The sequence below is a fragment of the Bradyrhizobium sp. 23AC genome, from assembly GCF_054863025.1.
The window spans coordinates 21,837-41,712 of record NZ_JAVAYN010000030.1 but is presented as its reverse complement, the minus strand read 5'-3'; the positions used below and the strand labels follow the sequence as shown (position 1 = coordinate 41,712).

Sequence of the window (19,876 nt, the reverse complement as noted above, 5' to 3'; positions counted from 1 at the left end):
GGATGCGCCTCGGGGTGATGCTACCGGGGGGAGAATAGCGGAAGCAGGGTATGCATCTCTAGTGAATCTGCACATCCGCCTTCGGACCGACGGTAGAGAATTCAATGGAGGAGTCTTCCTTTCTCCAAAACATCAGGCGAATGGCCTCGCCAGATTTTGTTACATGAACCCGCCAACCGATCGCGCCGTCACCCCGGACGACATCTGTACGGCGGCCAGAATCAGAGAGCTTGTACAGCTTACTCGGGGCTTCCAGCGGCGTCTTGGCGACCAATCGAGCACAGCAATCAAATGTAGCATGCCCATATCTTCCGTCTGGCGTGCACTGAGACACCGCCATCATTCTTAGAAGCGAGGCACCAATCGTGAAGGCTTCGCAGTTGGCGTCGGGTGCTTCGCATCCGGACAGTCTTCGAAGCGATCGAGCCTTTATCGCTATGGCGGCCGCCAATTCTTGTTCGTTCTGAGAGATTTGCCACAATGCGTCTCCGTCGAGTTGAGTGACGAAAGAACGTACAGAGGAGGAAAGTCCGACAAGACAGGAAACGCTCCTTTCGGTTTTCCCTCTCCAGGGAGGAGTGATGTCTGTGGCGTCGACGCTGACTTCGATCTCCTCATCTGCATTTCGATCTGCAGATATCATTCGGGCAACTGATCTGCTCGATACTTCAGTAAGAAGGCAGAGGTGGGCCAACGTGACCTCCAGTGCTTCCTTGATTGGGGGGCGCTCTCTTGAGGAGGTGATGTCCGGGGTAGTCGTCGTCGAGGACGGAATGAGAAATTCGACGCCAGAGATATTCTCTAGTCGCTGAGATTGCTGGAGTATATTTTGCACAGATCGGCGAATGTCTTCTGTTGAATATACGTGCTCCAGTCCGGCATTCATCAAAGTCGTGCTTATAGAATCGGATACGGGATAGAGATTTGCCTCTGCGAGGTAAAGCTCCGCTTCGCTTATCAGGCAAGCTTGAAACTCTGAATTCCTGATGAATGTCGAGATCTCGACTAACCGCTCAATTGATCTTGTAATTGATTGCTCATCATTGGATAGGGCCGGCATAGCTAACACAGCAGGTTCCAGAACAAGAGAGGCCCTCATCGATCCCCCTTCTTCTGCCGTCTTTCTTCCGCGCGCTTGGCGGAAGCAGCCATCAAAATGCTTTCGGCTTCGACCTGAGATTGGTCGAAGAAATCGGCTGGCCAATCTAGCACCGCGCCATAACGAGTAATGTCGACAGACCTGCAATTGGTAGTGTCGCCACATCGCTCAACGAAATAAAGCTTAGTCATGGATGTAAGCTGTTCCCCTGGCGCTTCCGCAATTCGGCGACGGAGCCTATGAATTAAGTATTCACTATGCGTTTCTAGAAGACATTGCTTGCCTGACATTGCCATCGAAATAAAGAAATCTGCTAGGCGTGTTTGAACCCGCGGATGGAGATGTAGCTCAGGCTGCTCAAAGATCAGAAGGCTACCGACTGGAGCAAGTAGTGCCATCAGTACGATTGGTAGTACTTGGCTAACACCAACGCCTACGTTTGTGAGATCGTGATACTTGCCGATGCCGGGCGTTCGAACTTGGAGCTCGTGTCCGATCTTGCCCCTATCGTCCGTAAGAATGGCGTCTATCACGCCCATGTACGACAGCCAGTCGACGAGTGCGTCTCTTAACGACTCGACTGAAGCGCCCGTGGCGAAATCGATGGCATTGTCGGAGAATCTCTTTGAGCTTAGATAGGTAATTGGTCGATACTGATTAAGATGTAAGACCGCGGCTGTATGTTCGCCCCTGTAGCCGACGTCGGTCGGGTTGCCCAACGCTTCAAGAGGGTACAAAGGCTTGGGTTCGTCGCGCAGTGGTCCTAAATACAGTACGTATTCTTCGAAATATTCGCGAATCTGAATGGCCGCGTTATATATCAAACGGGGACGCTCGTACTCTACCTCCATTCGCGGCAGTTCATTCGTGAGTAGCGCTTCGGCTATTAGTGGCTGAAGCTCTTGAAGAGAGGGAAAGCTTGCAGGGCGGGAACGAGACCGTCGCTGGAGGTCGAGCAGCGCATCTAGAACTTGGCCGATTGTCGACGGGCGAGCGAAGAGTTCTGCTTCCTGAAAGAATTGAGACTGACGCAAGAATTCTTGGTTCGCACTTACCCATTTCTGTAAAATTCCCAGAAGCTCGGGAGGAGCCGATAAACCTGCAAATTCTCGCTGGAATCGTATCGATTTCCGAAGGCTGCAAATGGCGTCCGCTATCTGCATTGCTTGTCGCAGAGAACTGTCGAAGCGGATTCCGATCGTGAGTGGCAGGAAATGGCGGACTACGGCGGCTTCTATTTCTCCGTTTGGATGTTCTTCCAGGAGCGACGCGCGCGTCTCGATGTCGATGTCGCTGACCCTGTAACGCTGTGCTGGCTGAGGTCTCGTGGATATAGGCAGCGGAGTTGTCGTGGGAAGCGCCGTAGGCTCGGGGGCGCCAGGCATTCGGCTGATCTCTAACTGTGCTCCGATTTGCTCCGAGCCCGACATCGTTCCGGAAAGAGCTGTAAGACTCGTGCTAACCAAAAAGGGCTGCAGACGAGAAAGTTCGGTGCGCGCTTCAGGCGCGATTCCAAACTCGGTTAAGCATTGGATGTGAGGAATGACTTCACGCCAAGGTGTAACGTTAGGACGAGGCTTGTAGTAGGTTTCCGAGTTCGGGAAGACCGTGGTCTCTTCGTATTCCCAGCCTATCCGAACACCTCCCCCTTCAGAGCGGACGTTTCGGACATCGTCGAATGTGCCGAGCTTTAGTAGTGGGCCGTTGAGCGCTATTGGTCGATCCGCAGTCGCATACTGCAACGTTTGCTTGATGAGCAGTATGCTTTGGATAATCGAACTCTTTCCGGAGCTATTCGCGCCGACGAGCGCAGTAATTGGCGATAGGGGGAGAACTAGCTCTTCTCCTATCGATTTAAAATTGCCGACGGTCCAACTTTTTAGCATTTGAAAAATCCAAAGAACGGAGCGCCGAAGAAACTCATCACGAAGCTCGAGCTAGATCGAGTATAAAATAGTATGAACTGCAGCCACGGCGGTGCGAGAGAAACTTTGCAAAAGTCGAAATGGTAGCGCCGTATGAAAGTTACAATCAAAAGAGATGGCGAGTCGAGTGAGTTTGCGTTGTAGGAAACTGCGGTTGAGCAATGTGCTGTGTCAGATATCGCTAGATCAGGCTTTAGGTCGTGCCGTCTTCCTTTGCATAACAAAAACGGCCGGATCTTTCGATCCGGCCGCAACGCAAACTCTACTGGCTAAGCCTACGACACGCGACGCAACTTAGCCCCCGCCCAAACCTAAAAAACTTAGCTGGCCTTCTTGGCCGGCGCAGTGGTCGGGCCGACCTTCTTCTGGATGGCGCGCTTCAGCTCGAGGGCGCGCGGCGACAGCACGTCGGCCTTGGCCTTGAGCAGGAAGGCATCGAGGCCGCCATTGTGGTCGACGCTCTTGACCGCGTTGGTGGAGACGCGCAGGCGCACGTTGCGCTCCAGGGCTTCGCTGATGAAGGTCACGTTGACCAGGTTCGGCAGGAAGCGGCGCTTGGTCTTGATGTTGGAGTGGCTGACCTTGTGGCCGACGAGGGGGCCCTTGGCCGTCAGTTCGCAGCGGCGAGACATGGCATAATCCTTGAGTTCGATCCCCCAACGATTGCGGCCGCCATTCTGGGCGCCACGGGGGCTAATTCTTTTGTCCTTGCAGGGAGCGGGCGGACGTATAGGGGGGAAGGGGCGGGTAGTCAAGGTTTTGGGCGGGGATTCGTGCTCCACAACAGGTGTCATCGCCCGGCCTTGCGCGCAATTGCGCGCTGGGACCGGGCGATCCAGTACGCCGCGGCGGTGCGGCTGGAGCCGAGGGGCTGCGGCGTACTGGATGCCCCGCCCCCGTGCGCAATTGCGCACTAGGCGGGGCATGACGGCGGAGGGGATGGAGGTAGGTGAGCGCTCCCGGCGCCGCCCGATCACCAAAACGGCAATGTTTGTCGGGCCTTACCATCACATAAAGGGCGTATTCGCGACCGAAGACTCCGGTGGAGTTCCCGGCTCGATACGCCCGGACACATTGTTTGCCGCGGTTTTTGGCTTAAGTAACAACCGTCGCGCCCCGATTGGATTGTTTCGTGCCCGCAATGCCACCTCTTGCGCCAGAAGAGCGCTCAGTCCGTCCGCGCTTCGCCGGCTGGCTGGCGGCGCTTTGCGGCCTAGCCGTGGCCTGGGGTGCGGTGCCGGCGGCGGCGCAGGGCAAGCTCGAGGCGCAGTATGAGGCCTCGCTGGCCGGCATTCCCGTCGGCAAGGGCGCATGGAACATCGACATCCAGGACGATGTGTTTTCGGCGGCGGCCGCGGGCGGCACCTCGGGGCTGCTGAAATCGTTCACCGGCGGGTCCGGCACCGGCGCCTCGCAGGGACGCATCGTCAACGGCGCGCTGGTGGCGACCGGCTACCAGGCCTCCACCACCACCTCGAAGAAGACCGAAGAGATCCGCATCACGCTCGACAAGGGCAATGTGAAGGATTTTGCCATTCTGCCGGAGCCGCCGGTCGACCCTGATCGTATCGTCGTCACCGACGCGCACCGCCGCGGCGTCTGGGACCCCATGACGGCCTCGCTGTTGCGCGTGCCCGGCAATGGCGATCCTGTTACGCCGGACGCCTGCCACAACTCGGCGCCGGTGTTCGATGGCCGCATGCGCTACGATCTGAAGCTCGATTTCAAGCGCATGGAGAATGTGAAGGCGGAGAAGGGCTATCACGGCCCGGTGGTGGTCTGTTCGCTCTATTTCGTGCCCGTCGCCGGCTACATCCCCGACCGCCCCGTGATCAAATACCTCGCCGCCCAGCGCAACATCGAGATCGCCTTCGCCCCCGTCGCCGGCACGCGCGTCCTGGTCCCGTTCTGGCTGAAAGTGCCGACGCCCCTGGGCCCGGCCATGCTGGAAGCCACCAGCTTCATCACCACGGCCCAGCCGCCAAGGGTGGCGAAGACGCAGTAAGCGGCTGCGGTGACGGCCGTAGCCCGGATGGAGCGCAAGCGTAATCCGGGATTCTCGCCCGCGGCTCCCCGTATTCCGCTTCGCTCCATACGGGCTACGATCTCCTCTCCAAGGCGGCTGTGAAGTCTCGTTATTTCAACGACTTACCTACTGTGCATGGGGTTGTTTTCGCGAAAATGCGTTCGGGGGCCTCGCTCCGGGAATCCATTTGACTCCTCCCCGATTCTGATTCGACTCCGCGCCGTCCCCAACTTAAGGCTTTGCGCCATCGAAACGTCACTTGTACGGCAGCCCAAAACTCCATCTAGTTGCAGCCAATAAGACTCCCGCGACATGTTGCGTGAACGGAACATGACTCCAGAGGGAGTCAGCGATTCGGCCGCGATTCGTTCTAGAGTCGTTCCGAAGCTTAAGACCAACGGGAAAAGCGTCGCAAAGTGAGACAGTTGCGCGAGGTTTGGGGAGGCGCCGCCACGTCCTCGGTGTCATCGCCCGGCTTGACCGGGCGATCCAGTACGCCGAGGCGGTTGTGGTTGAGCGGACAGGCCGCGGCGTACTGGATGCCCCGGTCAAGCCGGGGCATGACAGCGGAGCGAGGGCCGCGTTCGGAGACATAGCCGACACCTCCGAGCCGCCGCACCGCCCCAGACAGCACTGACATTCGCCCAAATCGCCACTACCTAATCCCCCAGATGCCCTTTTCCTCCTCCCCCTTTGCTTCCGAGCGCGCGCCGTCCGATCGCGTGCCTGGCGCCGGCGTCACTGCGGTGCTCGGGCCGACCAACACCGGCAAGACCCATCTCGCTATCGAGCGGATGCTGGCGCATCCGTCGGGGATGATCGGGCTGCCGCTGCGCCTGCTCGCGCGCGAGGTCTACAACAAGATCGCTGGCAGGGTCGGAGCCGAGGCGGTCGCGCTCGTCACCGGCGAGGAGAAGATCAAGCCGAAGAGTCCGCGCTATTGGGTGTCGACCGTCGAGGCGATGCCGCGCGATTTGGATGTCTCCTTCCTCGCCGTCGACGAGGTCCAGATCGCCAGCGATCTCGAACGCGGCCACGTCTTCACCGATCGGCTGCTCAACCGCCGCGGCCGCGACGAGACGCTGCTGCTCGGCGCTGCCACGATGCGCCCGATCATCGAGCGGCTGTTGCCGGGCGTGTCCATGATCACGCGGCCGCGCCTGTCGCAGCTGGAATTCGCCGGAGATCGTAAGATCACGCGCCAGCCGCGCCGTACCGCCATCGTCGCGTTCTCGGCCGATGAAGTCTACGCCATCGCCGAGCTGATCCGCCGCCAGCATGGCGGCGCCGCCGTGGTGCTGGGCTCGCTGTCGCCCCGCACGCGCAATGCGCAGGTGGCGATGTTCCAGAACGGCGATGTCGATTATCTCGTCGCCACCGACGCGGTCGGCATGGGCCTCAATCTCGACGTCGACCACGTTGCGTTTGCCTCCGACCGCAAGTTCGACGGCTACCAGTTCCGCCGGCTGACGCCGGCCGAATTCGCGCAGATCGCCGGCCGTGCAGGCCGCGCCACGCGCAACGGCACCTTCGGCACCACGGGCCGCTGCGCGCCGTTCGAGCCCGAGCTCGTCAACGCGCTGCAGAACCACACCTTCGATCCCGTGAAGATGCTGCAATGGCGCAACACCAGGCTTGATTTCTCCTCGCTCGGCGCGCTGCAGGTGTCCCTGAACCTCGCCCCCGGCCACGAGGCGCTGACGCGCGCCCCCGTCGCCGAGGACATGCGCGTGCTCGACCATGCCGCCCGCGACGTCGAGGTGCGCGATATCGCGCATGGCAAGGCGGCGGTGGAGCGGCTGTGGGAGGCCTGCCAGGTCCCGGATTACCGGAAATTGTCGCCGGCGGCCCATGCCGAGCTGGTGACGACGCTCTACGGCTTCCTGATGCGGAAGGGATGCATCCCCGATGCCTGGTTCGAGGCCCAGATCACCCAGGCCGACCGCGTCGACGGCGACATCGACACGCTCTCGGCCCGGATCGCGCAGATTCGCACCTGGACCTTCGTCGCCAACCGCCCGGACTGGCTGAAAGACCCCGAACGCTGGCAGGGGATCGCGCGGGAGGTCGAAAATAAATTATCGGATGCGCTCCATGAACGCTTGACTGAGCGTTTCGTTGATCGCCGGACCAGTGTATTGATGCGCCGCCTGCGGGAGAACACGAGCTTGAATACTGAAATCGGCAAGACCGGCGAAGTCATCGTCGAAGGCCATGTCATCGGCCGCCTCGACGGCTTCACCTTTGCACCGGATGCGGCGGAAGCTGGCTCGGATGCGAAAGCCTTGCAGGCTGCAGCGCAAGCAGTGCTCGCCGGCGAGATCAACACGCGCGCCGAAAAGCTCGGCAACGCGCCGGACGATCAGTTCGTGCTGACCTCCGAAGGCATCATCCGCTGGACCGGCGATGCCGTGGCGCGGCTGTCTGCCGCAGAGGACGCGCTGCATCCGCGCATCCGCATCATCTCCGACGAGCGCCTGACCGGCGGCCCCCGCGAGAAGGTGCAGGCCCGGCTCGAGCTCTGGCTCAAGACCCATGTCGAGAAGCTGCTTGGGCCGATGTTCGAGCTGTCCAAGGCCGAGGACGTCACCGGCATCGCCCGCGGCATCGCCTATCAGCTCGTCGAGGCCCTCGGCGTGCTGGAGCGTCCCAAGATCGCCAACGAGCTGAAGGATCTCGACCAGCCCTCGCGCGCGGTGCTGCGCAAATACGGCGTCCGTTTCGGCGCCTATCACATCTATTTCCCCGGCCTTTTGAAGCCCGCCGCGCGTGCGCTGGCCGCGCTGTTGTGGGCGCTGAAGCAGGACAATGTCGATCTGTCCTCGCTCTCGGGCGCGCAGCATCTGGCATCTTCCGGCCGCACCTCGTTCCCGGTCGACAAGGCTCTGCCGCGCGATGCCTATCGCGTGCTCGGCTACAAGCAGGCCGGCGAGCGCGCCGTGCGCGTCGACATCCTGGAGCGCCTTGCCGATCTGATCCGCCCGGCGCTGGCCTGGCGCGAGAACGCGTCCGGCGAAAAGCCGGCCGGCGCCTTCGACGGCCGCGGCTTTGTGGTGACGCAGGCGATGACCTCGCTCACGGGATCTGCCGGCGAGGATTTTGCCTCGGTGCTGCGCGCGCTCGGCTATCGCATGGAGAAGCGCCCGCCGCTGCCGGCAAAGCCCGTCGTGGTGGAAACGGTCGCGGCCGAGACGCCGCCGGCTGAAGGCAGCGCCGAGTCCGCGACAGAGATCTCGACCGAGACTGCGGCGGAGGCTGTTGCCGGCCTGCCGGCGGTGGCTTCCACCGAAGCGGTCGCCGAGCCGGTCACCGTCGAAGATGCGCCCGGCATGGAGCTGCAGGACGAGCCGGCTCAGGAGGCCGAGCCTGCGCTGGAAGCCTCTCCCGAGGCCCCCGTTACGCCCGAAGACGCCCCCGGCATTGCGCCGCCGGCGGAAGAGCCCGCTGCGCCCACCGAGGTTGCCGGCCTCGAAGCCGCTGCGGCCGAGACGGCCGCAACCGAAGCCGCCGCGTCACCCGACGCCGCCGCGCCTGAAGCTGCGGCGACGCCCGCCGAGCCCGAGCTGATCGAGGTCTGGCGTCCCGGCGGCCGTCACGAGGACCGCAAGCCGCGCCACGAGCGCCATCGCCACCAGCGTCACCACCATCAGCGTCCGCAGGCCGGCGCTGAAGCTGGTGCAGCGAGCGCCGCGCCTGGCGAAGCAGCCGACGGCGCGAAGCCGGGCCAGCGTCACGGCGGTGGTCATCGCAGAGATTCTGGCAGAGACGGCGGCAGAGACTTCCGCAAGCCGCGGGAAGGTGGCGAAGGCGCGCCGCGTCCCGAGGGGCGCGACGACAGGAACCGCCGCTTCGAGGGCAAGGATCGCGACAACAAGGGACGCGATCGCGACAAGGGCAAGTTCGGCGGAGATCGCGACAAGGGCCGTGACAACCGCGGCCGCGACCGCGACAAGGGCCGCGACCGCCAGGGCGGACCGTCGCTGCGTCCCTACGCCTCGAGCGCAAACCCGCGCGAGCGCGATCGCCCGGCCGATCCGAACTCGCCCTTCGCCAAGCTCGCGGCGCTGAAAGAGCAGCTGTCCGGCCGTAAGGAGTAATCCCACGACGACCGAGCGGCAGCGCCTCGACAAATGGCTGTGGCATGCGCGGGTGGTGAAGGCGCGCACCTCCGCGGCCGAGCTCGTCGGGTCGGGCCACGTTCGCGTCAATGGTGAGCGCGAAAAGTCGCCTGGGCATGCGATCAAGATCGGCGACGTCATCACCGTCGCGCTCGATCGCACCGTGCGGGTGTTGAAGGTCACCGGCTTCAGCGAGCGCCGTGGCGATGCTGCCGCGGCGCGGGTGCTCTTTGAGGAGCTAAGCGAAGCGAAACGCAATTAATTGCGTTTCGAATTCAGTTCTTGGTCGATCAAACACACAAAGCCGTCATGATCGGCCCTTCCCGACCTTGCGGCGCCCGGCCATCCGCGCTACGCAAGCCGCGACTTTTAAAAGAGCTTTTCGGAGCGTTGGATGACTTACGTCGTCACTGAAAACTGCATCAAGTGCAAGTACACCGACTGCGTCGAGGTCTGCCCGGTCGACTGCTTCTACGAGGGTGACAACATGCTCGTCATCCACCCGGACGAGTGCATCGATTGCGGCGTGTGCGAGCCGGAATGCCCCGCCGACGCCATCAAGCCGGATACGGAACCGGGCCTGGAAAAGTGGCTTTCGGTCAACGCCGACTACGCCAAGAGCTGGCCGAACATCACCCAGAAGAAAGAATCACCTGCCGACGCCAAGGAATTCGACGGCATGGAAGGCAAGTTCGAGAAATATTTTTCTCCGAACCCCGGCTCCGGCGACTGAATCGGGCTCAAACTTAACCCTAATAGCGGCGCTTTCGCCGAAAACCAGCCCTCAAGACCCCTAAATCATTGATTTTTGCGGGAAATGTGCTATATTGGGCACATTAAGCCGAACCCTGTCAGCCCCGTTGGCCCCGCTGGGTTCCCGTGAAACCAAATGTCGAACAGGGGCGTGGCAGTTTCCGCGCGCAGGCTGTGTCACAGAAAACGCGTAAAAAGAGTACTTCAGCGAGGGCTTCCCATAAGGAGGCCAAAAAAGTCGCCGCGGCCAGCCGTAGCGCATCCAAAGGTCGGACCGCGACGAAGGCGCCGGCTGCAAAGTCCTCGAAGAACAAAAGAAGCGCAATGCCTAACAAGACTGCCAAACCGGCCGCGAAAGCGACCGTTGCCAAGCCTGCTGTCAAGCCCGTTGCCGCCAAGGCTCCCGCTGCCAAGCCCGCCGCGTCGAAGGCTCCCGTTGCTGCTCCTGCCAAGGCTCCCGTCGCTGCCGCCAAGCCCGCTGTGAAGCCGGCGGCCGCTGCGCCGAAGGTCGAGGAAAAGAAGGTCGTGACCCAGCGTCAGGGCTTCAAGGCCAATGAATTCGTCGTCTATCCCGCTCACGGCGTCGGCCAGATCCTGGCCATCGAGGAGCAGGAGATCGCCGGCGCGAAGCTCGAGCTGTTCGTCATCAACTTCATCAAGGACAAGATGACGCTGCGCGTGCCGACCGCCAAGGTCGCCAATGTCGGTATGCGCAAGCTGTCCGAGCCGGCGCTGGTGAAGAAGGCGCTGGAGACGCTCAAGGGCCGCGCCCGCGTCAAGCGCACCATGTGGTCGCGCCGCGCCCAGGAATACGAAGCGAAGATCAATTCGGGCGACATCGTCGCGATCGCGGAAGTCGTGCGCGACCTCTATCGCTCGGAGTCGCAGCCGGAGCAGTCCTACAGCGAACGCCAGCTCTATGAAGCGGCGCTCGATCGCCTCTCCCGCGAGATCGCGGTGGTGCAGCACTCGACCGAGACCGAAGCGGTCAAGGAGATCGAGGCCCAGCTCGCCAAGAGCCCGCGCCGCACCAACGCCAAGGCGGAAGCCGCCGACGGCGAGGGCGATACGGATGCCGAGGGCGATGCCGACGACACCGATGGCGACGACACCACCGTCGCCGACGAAGCCGCGTAAGCAGCTTCGTTCTGCGCAAGCAATCAAAAGCCCGGCCTCGCGCCGGGCTTTTTGCTTTTTGGGGATCGTTGTTCGAAACGACGACTGGAGCTTTGTGCCAAGGTCGTTTCAACAAAATCGATGTCGTCCCGGCCTAGTGCGCAATTGCGCACGGGCGCCGGGATCCATAACCCCAGGGAGCGGAATGGCGAAGACACGTCGGTCGGTACTTCAACCGATCGCAATCGACAGATTCCGCGGTATGGGTCCCGGCGTTCGCCGGGACGACGGACGCTACTTCACCGGCCGCTTCTCGAGCTTCCGCGCCAGCGTGCGCCGGTGCATGCCGAGCCTTCGCGCCGCTTCCGAGATGTTGAAATCCGTCTCGATCAGGGTCTGGTGGATGCGCTCCCATTCCAGCGTCTTGATCGAGGTCGGCCGCGCGTCGAGCGCGACCTCGGCGTTGCCTTCGGCCTTGTTGAAGGCGGCTTCGATGTCGTCGGTGTTCGAGGGCTTTGCGAGATAGTGGCAGGCGCCCAGCTTGATCGCCTCCACGGCGGTCGAGATGCTGGCAAAGCCTGTGAGCACCACAATCAGCATATCAGGATCATGCGTGTGCAGCAGCTCGACGCAGGCGAGGCCCGAGGCGCCGCCAAGCTTGAGGTCGACGACGGCGTGGCCGAAGGAGCGCTCCTCCAGCACATTCCGCACGTCCTCGATCGAGGCGGCGAGCACGACATCATAGCCGCGGCGCTCGAACGAGCGCTTCAGCGTGCGCGCAAAGCCGGCATCGTCCTCGACGACGATGAGCGAACGGTCAGGCGTCAAAATTCCCTCCGATCGCCAGCGTTGCGAGCGGCAGCGTGAGGCGGACAGTGGCGCCGCGCTTCCTGTGGTTCTCGGCGGTCACGCTGCCTCCGAGCTTGCGCACGACGTTCACCACCAGGAACAGCCCGAGCCCGCCACCAGCGCGGCCCTTGCTCGAGTGATAGGGCTTTCCGAGTTGCGCCAGCATCTCCGGCGCAAAGCCCGGGCCGCGATCGCTGATCGACAGCACGAGATTGTCGCCCTCGCGCTCGGCGACGAGCTCGATCCATTCCCGCGAGACCTCGTAGGCGTTGTCGAGCACGTTGAAGATGACCTGCTTCAGCGCGATGTCGGAGACGATGGCGACGTCCGCGCCGAACGTATTGACGAAGTAGAGCGTCCGCGCCGAGCGCGCATCGCGCCACTCGTCGACCAGGGCGGTCACGAAGGCCGTCACCGTCGTCGGCGATGAGCCTTCGCCGCGTGCTTCGCCTGCCGAGACCAGGATGCCCGTCACGATCGACTTGCAGCGTTGCAGCGAGGTCTCCATCTCGGCGAGGTCCTCAGCGAGCTCCTGATCGGCGGCAAGATCGGGCATGCGGCGCCAATCGCTGAGGATCACTGAGAGCGAGGCGAGCGGCGTGCCGAGCTCATGAGCCGCGCCGGAGGCGAGCAGGCCCATGCGGACGATGTGATCCTGCTCGGCGGCATGCTGACGCAGCGCGGCCAGATTCGCGTCGCGCTCGCGCAAATTCCTGTTGATGCGGGTGACGAACACGACCAGCAGCACGGCGTTGAGAACGAAGCCCAGCAGCATGCCGGCGACCGTGAGCGTGTAAGTCTCGCTCAGCGGGTTGGGCGGCAGATCCAGCGGGCGGTATGCCAGCGTCAGCCAGACAAAACTCGCGCAGGTCAGCGCGACCAGCGACCAGGTCGAGCGGGCATCGAGCAGCACGGCGCCGAGCGTCACCTGGAGCAGGAACAGCGAGGTGAAGGGATTGGTGGCGCCGCCAGAGAGGTAGAGCTGCGCGGTCAGCGCGGCGACGTCCAGCATCAAGGCGACCAGCAGCTCGTTGTTGGTGATCGCGGCGCGATGGCGCACCCAGACCAGGCTGGAGACGTTGAGCAGCACCAGGGCGCCGATCACCGCGCCCATGCGCTCCAGCGGCAAGGGAATGCCGAGCCCAAAATGCACGCCGCCGATCGTGACGATCTGGCCGACCACCGCGGTCCAGCGCAGCTGGATCAGCAGCGCCATGTTCTTGCGGTTGGTCTCGTCGTCGGTCGGTGTCGTGCCGATCAGCTCGCTGCGCGCGTCGGCCTGCGATTGCAGCGTGACGGCCAGCCCGCCATGCGCAAGTGTGTGGGAAAGCGTCTTCCCGTCGTCAGGTCGGCTCGACGATCGTTCCAGCATCTGATCCCGTCCTGCGGGCGACGGCATCGGAGCCGCCGGCCGGTTCGTGGACGAAGCGTTTGCGGCGGAACAGCCCGCCGCCGAATGTGACGAAGAGTTTACCCGCCAGCATGAAAGCCAGGGCGAACCACGTCAGCGCGTAGATCAGGTGGTTATTGGGAAAGCTGATCACGGTCAATCCGCCGATCGGCCCGCTGCCGGATTGTGATCCGGCATCGGCATCGACGAAGAAAGGCGCGACATCGTGCAGACCGCGGGCCGTCGCAATCGCGGCGACATCGCGCGAGTACCAGCGGTTGTGCTGGGGCACGTTGTTCCGGAGAAATCCGCCTTTCGGCTCTGTGATGCGGAGCAAGCCGGTGATCTCGACCTGGCCGTCCGGATTGCCGTCCCGGCGCGTCGATGCGTCGCGCCGCTCGGACGGCACGAAGCCGCGGTTGACCAGGACCTGTGTGCCGTCATTGCGCTGGAGCGGTGTCAGCACCCAATAGCCCGGGCCTTCCTCAGTGACCGCCTGGACCAGCGTCTCGCGGTCATGCAGGAAGCGGCCGGTGAGGCTGATATGCCTGTATTCGTCGTTTGCCGCGGAGACGGCGGGCCATGAATCGGGCGAGGGGATCGGCTGGGCCGGGGCATGGACGCGCTGCTCGACGCGGTCGATCAGCGCCAGCTTCCAGGCGCGGCGCTCGATCTGCCAGACGCCGAGTGCGATCAGAAGAACAAAGGCCGTCAGTGAGAGGACCGTGAGCCACAGGGACGGGGACCGCGCAGCCTCGCCGTGCGCCCCGTTCGCCCTGCTTGTCACGGTCCTGACCTCGCTCACTTCATTCCGCTCATCTGGTGCATCGGCATCATGTTGCTGTTGAGGTGGCTCATCACCCACAGCGAACCCGACAGCGCGATCACCACCATCACGATGGTGAAGATCAGCGCCATCATGCTCCAGCCGTTCTCGGACGTCGTGTTCATGTGCAGGAAGTAGATCATGTGCACCACGATCTGCACGACCGCGAAGGCCATGATGACCAGCGCGGTGATCTGCTTGCTCGGCAGTGCGCCGCTCATCACCAGCCAGAACGGGATCGCGGTCAGCACGACCGAGAGCACGAAACCGAGCATATAGGTCGAGAACGAGCCGTGGGCGTGGCCGCCTTCGTGGTGATGATCATCCGCGTGCGCGGCATGGGTATCGGTGTTCATCGCAGAACTCCCAGGAGATAGACGAAGGTGAAGACGCCGATCCAGACCACGTCGAGGAAGTGCCAGAACATCGACAGGCACATCAGGCGGCGGCGGTTGGCTTCGATCAGGCCGAACTTCTGGACCTGCACCATCAGCGTCACCAGCCAGATCAGGCCGCAGGAAACGTGGAGGCCGTGGGTGCCGACCAGGGTGAAGAACGCCGACAGGAAGGCGCTGCGCTGGGGCGTGGCGCCTTCATGGATCATGTGAGCGAACTCGGTGAGCTCGATGCCGATGAAGGCGAGGCCGAACAGGCCGGTGATCGCCAGCCAGACTTGCGTCTGTGCGATCTTGTTCTGCTGCATCGTCAGCATGGCAAAACCATACGTGATCGACGACAGCAGCAACATCGAGGTGTTCACCGCGACCAGGTTCAGGTCGAACAGGTCCTTCGGCGCAGGGCCTGCGGCGTAATTTCCGCCGAGCACGCCGAAGGTGGCGAACAGGATCGCAAAGATGAGACAGTCGCTCATCAGATAGATCCAGAAGCCGAGCGAAGTGCTCCAGCCTTCCGGATGCGGATGCTCGTCGGCGAGGTAGAAGACCGGCTCGCCGGTCTGCGAGGGATGGACAGCGACAGTCATTTACTTGGCTCCGGCGAGCAGTTTGGTGCGCGCGTCCTCGGTCCGGATGACGTCTTCCGCCGGAATGTCGAAGTCGCGGTGATAGTTGAAGGTGTGACCGATGCCGACGACCAGCATCGCGGCGAAGCTCGCGGCGGCCAGCCACCAGATGTACCAGATCAAACCAAAACCCATTGCGGTGGCGAGGCCGGCGAGGATGATGCCGGTGCCGGTGCTGCTGGGCATGTGGATCGCCCTGAACCCGGTGAGCGGACGCTGGTAGCCGCGCTTCTTCATGTCCCACCACGCATAATTATCGTGAACGACGGGGGTGAAGGCGAAGTTGTAGTCCGGCGGCGGCGAGGAGGTCGCCCATTCCAGCGTGCGCGCGTCCCAGGGATCGCCGGTGACGTCCTTGAGCTGCTCGCGCCTGAGGAAGCTGACGGCGAACTGAACCAGCATCGAGAGGATGCCGAGGAGGACGAGGAAGGCCCCGATCGCGGCGATGACGAACCAGATCTGCAAGGACGGATCGTCGAACACGCGCAGGCGGCGGGTCACGCCCATCAGGCCGAGCACATAGAGCGGCATGAAGGCGAGGTAGAACCCGGTGACCCAGAACCAGAACGACATCTTGCCCCAGAACGGATCGAGCTTGAAGCCGAACGCTTTCGGGAACCAGTAGGAGATGCCGGCGAAGGCACCGAACACCACGCCGCCGATGATCACGTTGTGGAAGTGCGCGATCAGGAACAGGCTGTTGTGCAGGACGAAGTCGGCCGGCGGCACCGCCAGCAGCACGCCCGTCATGCCGCCGACCACGAAGGTCAGCATGAAGGCGATCGTCCACATCATCGGCAGCTCGTAGCGGATGCGGCCGCGATACATCGTGAACAGCCAGTTGAACATCTTCGCACCCGTCGGGATCGAGATGATCATCGTGGTGATGCCGAAGAACGAGTTGACGCTGGCGCCCGAGCCCATCGTGAAGAAGTGGTGCAGCCACACCAGGTACGACAGGATGGTGATGACGACCGTGGCGTAGACCATCGAGGTGTAGCCGAACAGCCGCTTGCCGGAGAAGGTCGAGGTCACTTCCGAGAAGATGCCGAACGCCGGGAGAACCAGGATGTAGACTTCGGGATGGCCCCAGATCCAGATCAGGTTCACGTACATCATCGGGCTGCCGCCGAAATCGTTCGTGAAGAAGTTGGTGCCGACGTAGCGGTCGAGCGAGAGCAGCGCGAGCACGACGGTCAGAACCGGGAAAGAGGCCACGATCAGGACGTTGGTGCAGAGCGAGGTCCAGGTGAAGACCGGCATCTTCATCATGGTCATGCCGGGACACCGCAGCTTGACGATGGTGCAGATCAGGTTGATGCCTGACAAGGTCGTACCGACGCCGGCGACCTGCAGCGCCCAGATGTAATAGTCGACGCCGACGTCGGGACTGTAGCCGATGTTCGACAGCGGCGGATAAGCCAGCCAGCCGGTGCGGGCGAATTCGCCGATGAACAGCGAGGCCATCACCAGCACTGCGCCGCCGACCGTCATCCAGAAGCTGAAATTGTTCAGGAACGGGAACGACACGTCGCGCGCGCCGATCTGGAGCGGCACGACGTAGTTCATCAGGCCGGTGACCAGCGGCATCGCCACGAAGAAGATCATGATCACGCCGTGGGCGGTGAAGACCTGGTCGTAGTGATGGGCGTTGAGATAGCCTTCGGAGCCGCCAAACGCGAGCATCTGCTGGCCGCGCATCATCAGCGCGTCGGCAAAGCCGCGCAGCAGCATCACGATGCCGAGGATCATGTACATGATGCCGATGCGCTTGTGGTCCACCGTGGTGAACCATTCGCGCCAGAGATAACCCCAGAGGCGGAAATAGGTGAGGCCGCCGAGCAGCGCGGCGCCGCCGAGCGCGACTACCGCGAAGGTGCCGACGACGATCGGCTCGTGCAGCGGCAGCGATTCGAAGCCGAGCCGGCCGAAGATGAGCTTGAGAAGATCAGGAGACATGCGGGGATCTCTTTAAGAGTCTGACTTCGGACGCAGTCCGAGGAAGAAGGACGAGGACTTGAGCGGCGCGAAGCTCGGCCGCTTCAGGCCGGCGCCGAGCAGCGGCGCCGTGTCGACGGGAGCCGTGATCGACGCCGTGGTCTTGCCCTGCGGCGCATCGGGCGTGCAGGTGCCGGCGACGAAAGTCGGCTCCGGCCCGAGCGGGGTGCCGCGGCGGGCGTACTTGTCGTAAGTGAGCGGCAGGGTGTTGTTCAGGCCCTCATGACCGTTGCCGCCCTTGGCGTCGATCGCCATCATCTCGCTCTGGCACATCTTGCCGGTCTCGACGCACATGTTGAGGATCAGGCGGTAGAGATCGGAGTCGATCGTGCCGTAGCGGCGCACCGGCTCGTTCTGGCTGGGCTTTTCGAGCTGGAGATATTCGGCGCGGCCGAGCGAGCCGCCGGCGGATTTGGCGCTGGCGATCCAGGCGTCAAAGCCCTTGTCGTCGAGTCCCCTAAAGTTGAAGTGCATGCCGGAGAAGCCGGCACCGCTGTAGTTCGCCGAGAAGCCCTTGTACGTGCCGGCGTGGTTGACGACGGCGTGGAGCTTCGTCTCCATGCCCGGCATCGCGTAGATCTGGCCGGCGAGCGCGGGGATGTAGAACGAGTTCATCACCGAGGATGCGGTGATGCGGAATTTGATCGGACGGTCGACCGGTGCTGCGAGCTCATTGACGGTGGCGATGCCGTAATCCGGATAGATAAAGAGCCACTTCCAGTCGAGCGCGACGACGTCGACCTCGAGCGGGGCCTTGGACTGGTCCACGGCGCGGTCGGCATGGATGCGGCCGAGCGTGCGATAGGGGTCGAGCAGATGCGTGCCCATCCAGGTCAGCGCGCCCAGGCAGACGATGATCAGCAGCGGCGCCGACCAGATCACCAGCTCGAGCTTGGTCGAGTGGTCCCATTCCGGCTCGTAGCGAGCGGCCGTGTTGGACTGGCGATAGCGCCAGGCGAACAGCACCGTCAGCGCCATCACGGGGACGACGATCAGGAGCATCAGGACGGTGGAGATGATAACGAGGTCGCGCTGCTGGGCAGCGATATCGCCGGCTGGCGCCAGCACGAAGTAGTCGCAGCCGCTTAGCGCAGCAGCCAGAGGTAGTAGCGCCAGGATCTTGAGACGAGACACGGGCCGAGCCTTTGAGAATGAGTTTCTTTTGCGGGGCCAACGGGTAGCTGCGGCGCAACAATCCGGACATTGGACAATTTGTCCAATGTTGCAGTGCGGAATGTTGGGCCAGAGAGGGCCAGATTGCCCGGCGCCCGCCGGGCGGTCGGCTTTGGTTTTCAGGACGTTAAGGGCGCACGAATGGCGACGGCACAGACCCCCGCAATGGCAGACCTCCACACGGGCGAGCACGGCCACGACCAGGCCAGTCCCGGCGAGATCGCCATCGGCGTCATCATCGGCCGCACCTCGGAATTCTTCGACTTCTTCGTCTTCGCGATCGCCTCGGTGATCGTGTTCCCGCGCCTGGTGTTCCCGTTCGCGAGCGAGCTGACCGGCACGCTCTATTCCTTCATGATCTTCGCGCTGGCTTTCATGGCCCGGCCGATCGGCACCGTCATTTTCATGACGGTGGACCGTGCCTACGGCAAGACCGCCAAGCTGATCTCGGCGCTGTTCCTGCTCGGCACCGCCACGGTCGCGCTGGCGTTCCTGCCCGGCTATCACGACATCGGCGTTGCCGCGATCTGGCTGCTGGCTCTGGCGCGCATCGCGCAGGGTCTGGCCTGGGGCGGCGCCTGGGACGGCATGGCTTCGCTGCTGGCGCTGAACGCGCCGCCCTCCAAGCGCGGCTGGTACGCGATGGTGCCGCAGCTCGGGGCCCCGCTCGGGCTGATCGTCGCGAGCGCGCTGTTCGCCTATTTCGCCGGCAACCTCTCGGCCGACGATTTCTTCGACTGGGGCTGGCGCTATCCGTTCTTCGTCGCCTTTGCCATCAACGTCGTGGCGCTGTTCGCCCGTTTGCGCATGGTGACGACGGAGGAATATTCCTCGCTGTTCGAGACCCGTGAATTGCAGCCCGCGCGCATCTCCGACACTGTCGCGAGCGAAGGCCAGAACATCATGTTGGGAGCGTTCGCGCCGCTGGCGAGCTTCGCGCTGTTCCACATGGTTACGGTGTTTCCGCTGTCCTGGGTGTTCCTGTTCACCCGCGAAAGCCCGGTACGCTTCCTGATCATCGAGATCGTCGCCGCCGTGTTCGGCGTTGGCGCGATCGTGATGTCCGGCATCATCGCCGACCGCGTCGGCCGCAAATCGCTGCTGATGGGATCGGCGATCGCGATCGCGATCTATAGCGGCTTTGCCCCGCAGGTGCTCGATGCCGGCGCGTTCGGCGAGACCATCTACATGGTGATCGGCTTCATCCTGCTCGGCCTGTCGTTCGGCCAGTCCTCTGGCGCGATCGCCTCGAACTTCAAGCAGGCGTATCGCTACACGGCTTCCGCGCTGACCTCGGACATGGCCTGGCTGTTCGGCGCCGGCTTCGCTCCGCTGGTCGCATTGCTGCTCGCCACCAATCTCGGCGTCATCGCCTCGGGTGCGTATCTGTTGTCAGGTGCGTTCTGGACGCTGCTGGCGCTCTGGCTCAGCGGCCAGCGCGAGGCGGGCGACATGGACGCGGGGCGCTAGGCTCAAGCGGTCGCCACCCAACAGGTGTCGTAGGGTGGGCAAAGGCGCATCGCGCCGTGCCCACCATCTCTCTCGATCGCAAAAGATGCGTGGGCACGCTCCGCTTTGCCCA

At 62.9% G+C, this 19,876-nt stretch carries 15 protein-coding genes and 1 pseudogene; 6 read left to right on the top strand and 10 right to left on the bottom strand.

Features of this window, described 5'->3' with window-relative positions; genetic code table 11:
• Positions 1-58: 58 nt before the first annotated feature.
• From RAD10_RS38470 to rpmB, 3 genes are all read right to left on the bottom strand, one after another.
• A complete protein-coding gene (locus RAD10_RS38470) occupies positions 59-1,099 on the bottom strand; it encodes a hypothetical protein (protein WP_461621540.1) in 1,041 nt (346 codons plus the stop codon).
• Positions 1,096-2,985, bottom strand: a complete 1,890-nt coding sequence (locus tag RAD10_RS38465; RefSeq protein WP_461621539.1) for an AAA family ATPase — start codon at positions 2,983-2,985, stop codon at positions 1,096-1,098. The genes RAD10_RS38470 and RAD10_RS38465 overlap by 4 nt, the downstream gene beginning before the upstream one ends.
• Before the next feature lie 359 nt (positions 2,986-3,344).
• Positions 3,345-3,656 (bottom strand): 50S ribosomal protein L28, encoded by a 312-nt coding sequence (gene rpmB, locus RAD10_RS38460; protein ID WP_194405642.1) that lies wholly within the window; start codon positions 3,654-3,656, stop codon positions 3,345-3,347.
• A gap of 509 nt (positions 3,657-4,165) precedes the next feature.
• On the opposite strand from rpmB, the gene RAD10_RS38455 reads away from it, so the two are divergent.
• From RAD10_RS38455 to RAD10_RS38435, 5 genes and pseudogenes are all read left to right on the top strand, one after another.
• The gene (locus RAD10_RS38455) at positions 4,166-5,029 is read left to right on the top strand and encodes a DUF3108 domain-containing protein (RefSeq protein WP_461621561.1); all 864 of its coding nucleotides are present in this window, start codon (positions 4,166-4,168) and stop codon (positions 5,027-5,029) included.
• A gap of 692 nt (positions 5,030-5,721) precedes the next feature.
• Entirely contained in the window at positions 5,722-9,147 is a 3,426-nt protein-coding gene (locus RAD10_RS38450; protein ID WP_461621538.1) for a helicase-related protein, read from the top strand.
• Between the two features lie 13 nt (positions 9,148-9,160).
• Positions 9,161-9,430, top strand: a pseudogene (locus RAD10_RS38445) (RNA-binding S4 domain-containing protein); the annotation flags it as partial.
• A gap of 132 nt (positions 9,431-9,562) precedes the next feature.
• Entirely contained in the window at positions 9,563-9,901 is a 339-nt protein-coding gene (fdxA, locus tag RAD10_RS38440; protein WP_011082989.1) for a ferredoxin FdxA, read from the top strand.
• Positions 9,902-10,245: 344 nt separating this feature from the next.
• Entirely contained in the window at positions 10,246-11,058 is an 813-nt protein-coding gene (locus RAD10_RS38435) for a CarD family transcriptional regulator (protein WP_461621537.1), read from the top strand.
• A 273-nt stretch (positions 11,059-11,331) separates the two neighbouring features.
• On the opposite strand, the gene RAD10_RS38430 is transcribed toward RAD10_RS38435, so the two are convergent.
• From RAD10_RS38430 to cyoA, 7 genes are read right to left on the bottom strand one after another with little or no spacing between them, the layout of a single operon-like run.
• Positions 11,332-11,865, bottom strand: coding sequence for a response regulator transcription factor (locus RAD10_RS38430; RefSeq protein WP_018316482.1), 534 nt, complete (start codon positions 11,863-11,865; stop codon positions 11,332-11,334).
• On the bottom strand, positions 11,855-13,258 hold the full coding sequence (locus tag RAD10_RS38425; protein ID WP_461621536.1) for an ATP-binding protein: 1,404 nt from the start codon (positions 13,256-13,258) through the stop codon (positions 11,855-11,857). Before RAD10_RS38425 ends, RAD10_RS38430 begins: the two co-directional genes overlap by 11 nt.
• Positions 13,230-14,081, bottom strand: coding sequence for an SURF1 family protein (locus tag RAD10_RS38420; protein ID WP_461621535.1), 852 nt, complete (start codon positions 14,079-14,081; stop codon positions 13,230-13,232). The genes RAD10_RS38425 and RAD10_RS38420 overlap by 29 nt, the downstream gene beginning before the upstream one ends.
• Complete coding sequence (cyoD, locus tag RAD10_RS38415) at positions 14,078-14,458, bottom strand: cytochrome o ubiquinol oxidase subunit IV (RefSeq protein ID WP_104465081.1); 381 nt, start codon at positions 14,456-14,458, stop codon at positions 14,078-14,080. The genes RAD10_RS38420 and cyoD overlap by 4 nt, the downstream gene beginning before the upstream one ends.
• On the bottom strand, positions 14,455-15,084 hold the full coding sequence (cyoC, locus tag RAD10_RS38410; protein ID WP_461621534.1) for a cytochrome o ubiquinol oxidase subunit III: 630 nt from the start codon (positions 15,082-15,084) through the stop codon (positions 14,455-14,457). Before cyoC ends, cyoD begins: the two co-directional genes overlap by 4 nt.
• Positions 15,085-17,082, bottom strand: a complete 1,998-nt coding sequence (gene cyoB / locus RAD10_RS38405; protein ID WP_461621533.1) for a cytochrome o ubiquinol oxidase subunit I — start codon at positions 17,080-17,082, stop codon at positions 15,085-15,087. It lies immediately after the preceding gene.
• Between the two features lie 12 nt (positions 17,083-17,094).
• A complete protein-coding gene (gene cyoA / locus RAD10_RS38400; protein ID WP_461621532.1) occupies positions 17,095-18,255 on the bottom strand; it encodes a ubiquinol oxidase subunit II in 1,161 nt (386 codons plus the stop codon).
• A 180-nt stretch (positions 18,256-18,435) separates the two neighbouring features.
• Between cyoA and RAD10_RS38395 the strand changes: the two genes are divergently transcribed.
• Complete coding sequence (locus RAD10_RS38395; protein WP_461621531.1) at positions 18,436-19,764, top strand: MFS transporter; 1,329 nt, start codon at positions 18,436-18,438, stop codon at positions 19,762-19,764.
• Positions 19,765-19,876: the final 112 nt, after the last annotated feature.

Bases quoted from the DNA above. Each gene is read 5' to 3' on its own strand.
- RAD10_RS38470 (WP_461621540.1), bottom strand. From the start codon at position 1,099: ATGAGGGCCTCTCTTGTTCTGGAACCTGCTGTGTTAGCTATGCCGGCC.
- RAD10_RS38465 (WP_461621539.1), bottom strand. From the start codon at position 2,985: ATGCTAAAAAGTTGGACCGTCGGCAATTTTAAATCGATAGGAGAAGAG.
- rpmB (WP_194405642.1), bottom strand. From the start codon at position 3,656: ATGTCTCGCCGCTGCGAACTGACGGCCAAGGGCCCCCTCGTCGGCCAC.
- RAD10_RS38455 (WP_461621561.1), top strand. From the start codon at position 4,166: ATGCCACCTCTTGCGCCAGAAGAGCGCTCAGTCCGTCCGCGCTTCGCC.
- RAD10_RS38450 (WP_461621538.1), top strand. From the start codon at position 5,722: ATGCCCTTTTCCTCCTCCCCCTTTGCTTCCGAGCGCGCGCCGTCCGAT.
- fdxA (WP_011082989.1), top strand. From the start codon at position 9,563: ATGACTTACGTCGTCACTGAAAACTGCATCAAGTGCAAGTACACCGAC.
- RAD10_RS38435 (WP_461621537.1), top strand. From the start codon at position 10,246: ATGCCTAACAAGACTGCCAAACCGGCCGCGAAAGCGACCGTTGCCAAG.
- RAD10_RS38425 (WP_461621536.1), bottom strand. From the start codon at position 13,258: ATGCTGGAACGATCGTCGAGCCGACCTGACGACGGGAAGACGCTTTCC.
- cyoD (WP_104465081.1), bottom strand. From the start codon at position 14,458: ATGAACACCGATACCCATGCCGCGCACGCGGATGATCATCACCACGAA.
- cyoC (WP_461621534.1), bottom strand. From the start codon at position 15,084: ATGACTGTCGCTGTCCATCCCTCGCAGACCGGCGAGCCGGTCTTCTAC.
- cyoB (WP_461621533.1), bottom strand. From the start codon at position 17,082: ATGTCTCCTGATCTTCTCAAGCTCATCTTCGGCCGGCTCGGCTTCGAA.
- RAD10_RS38395 (WP_461621531.1), top strand. From the start codon at position 18,436: ATGGCGACGGCACAGACCCCCGCAATGGCAGACCTCCACACGGGCGAG.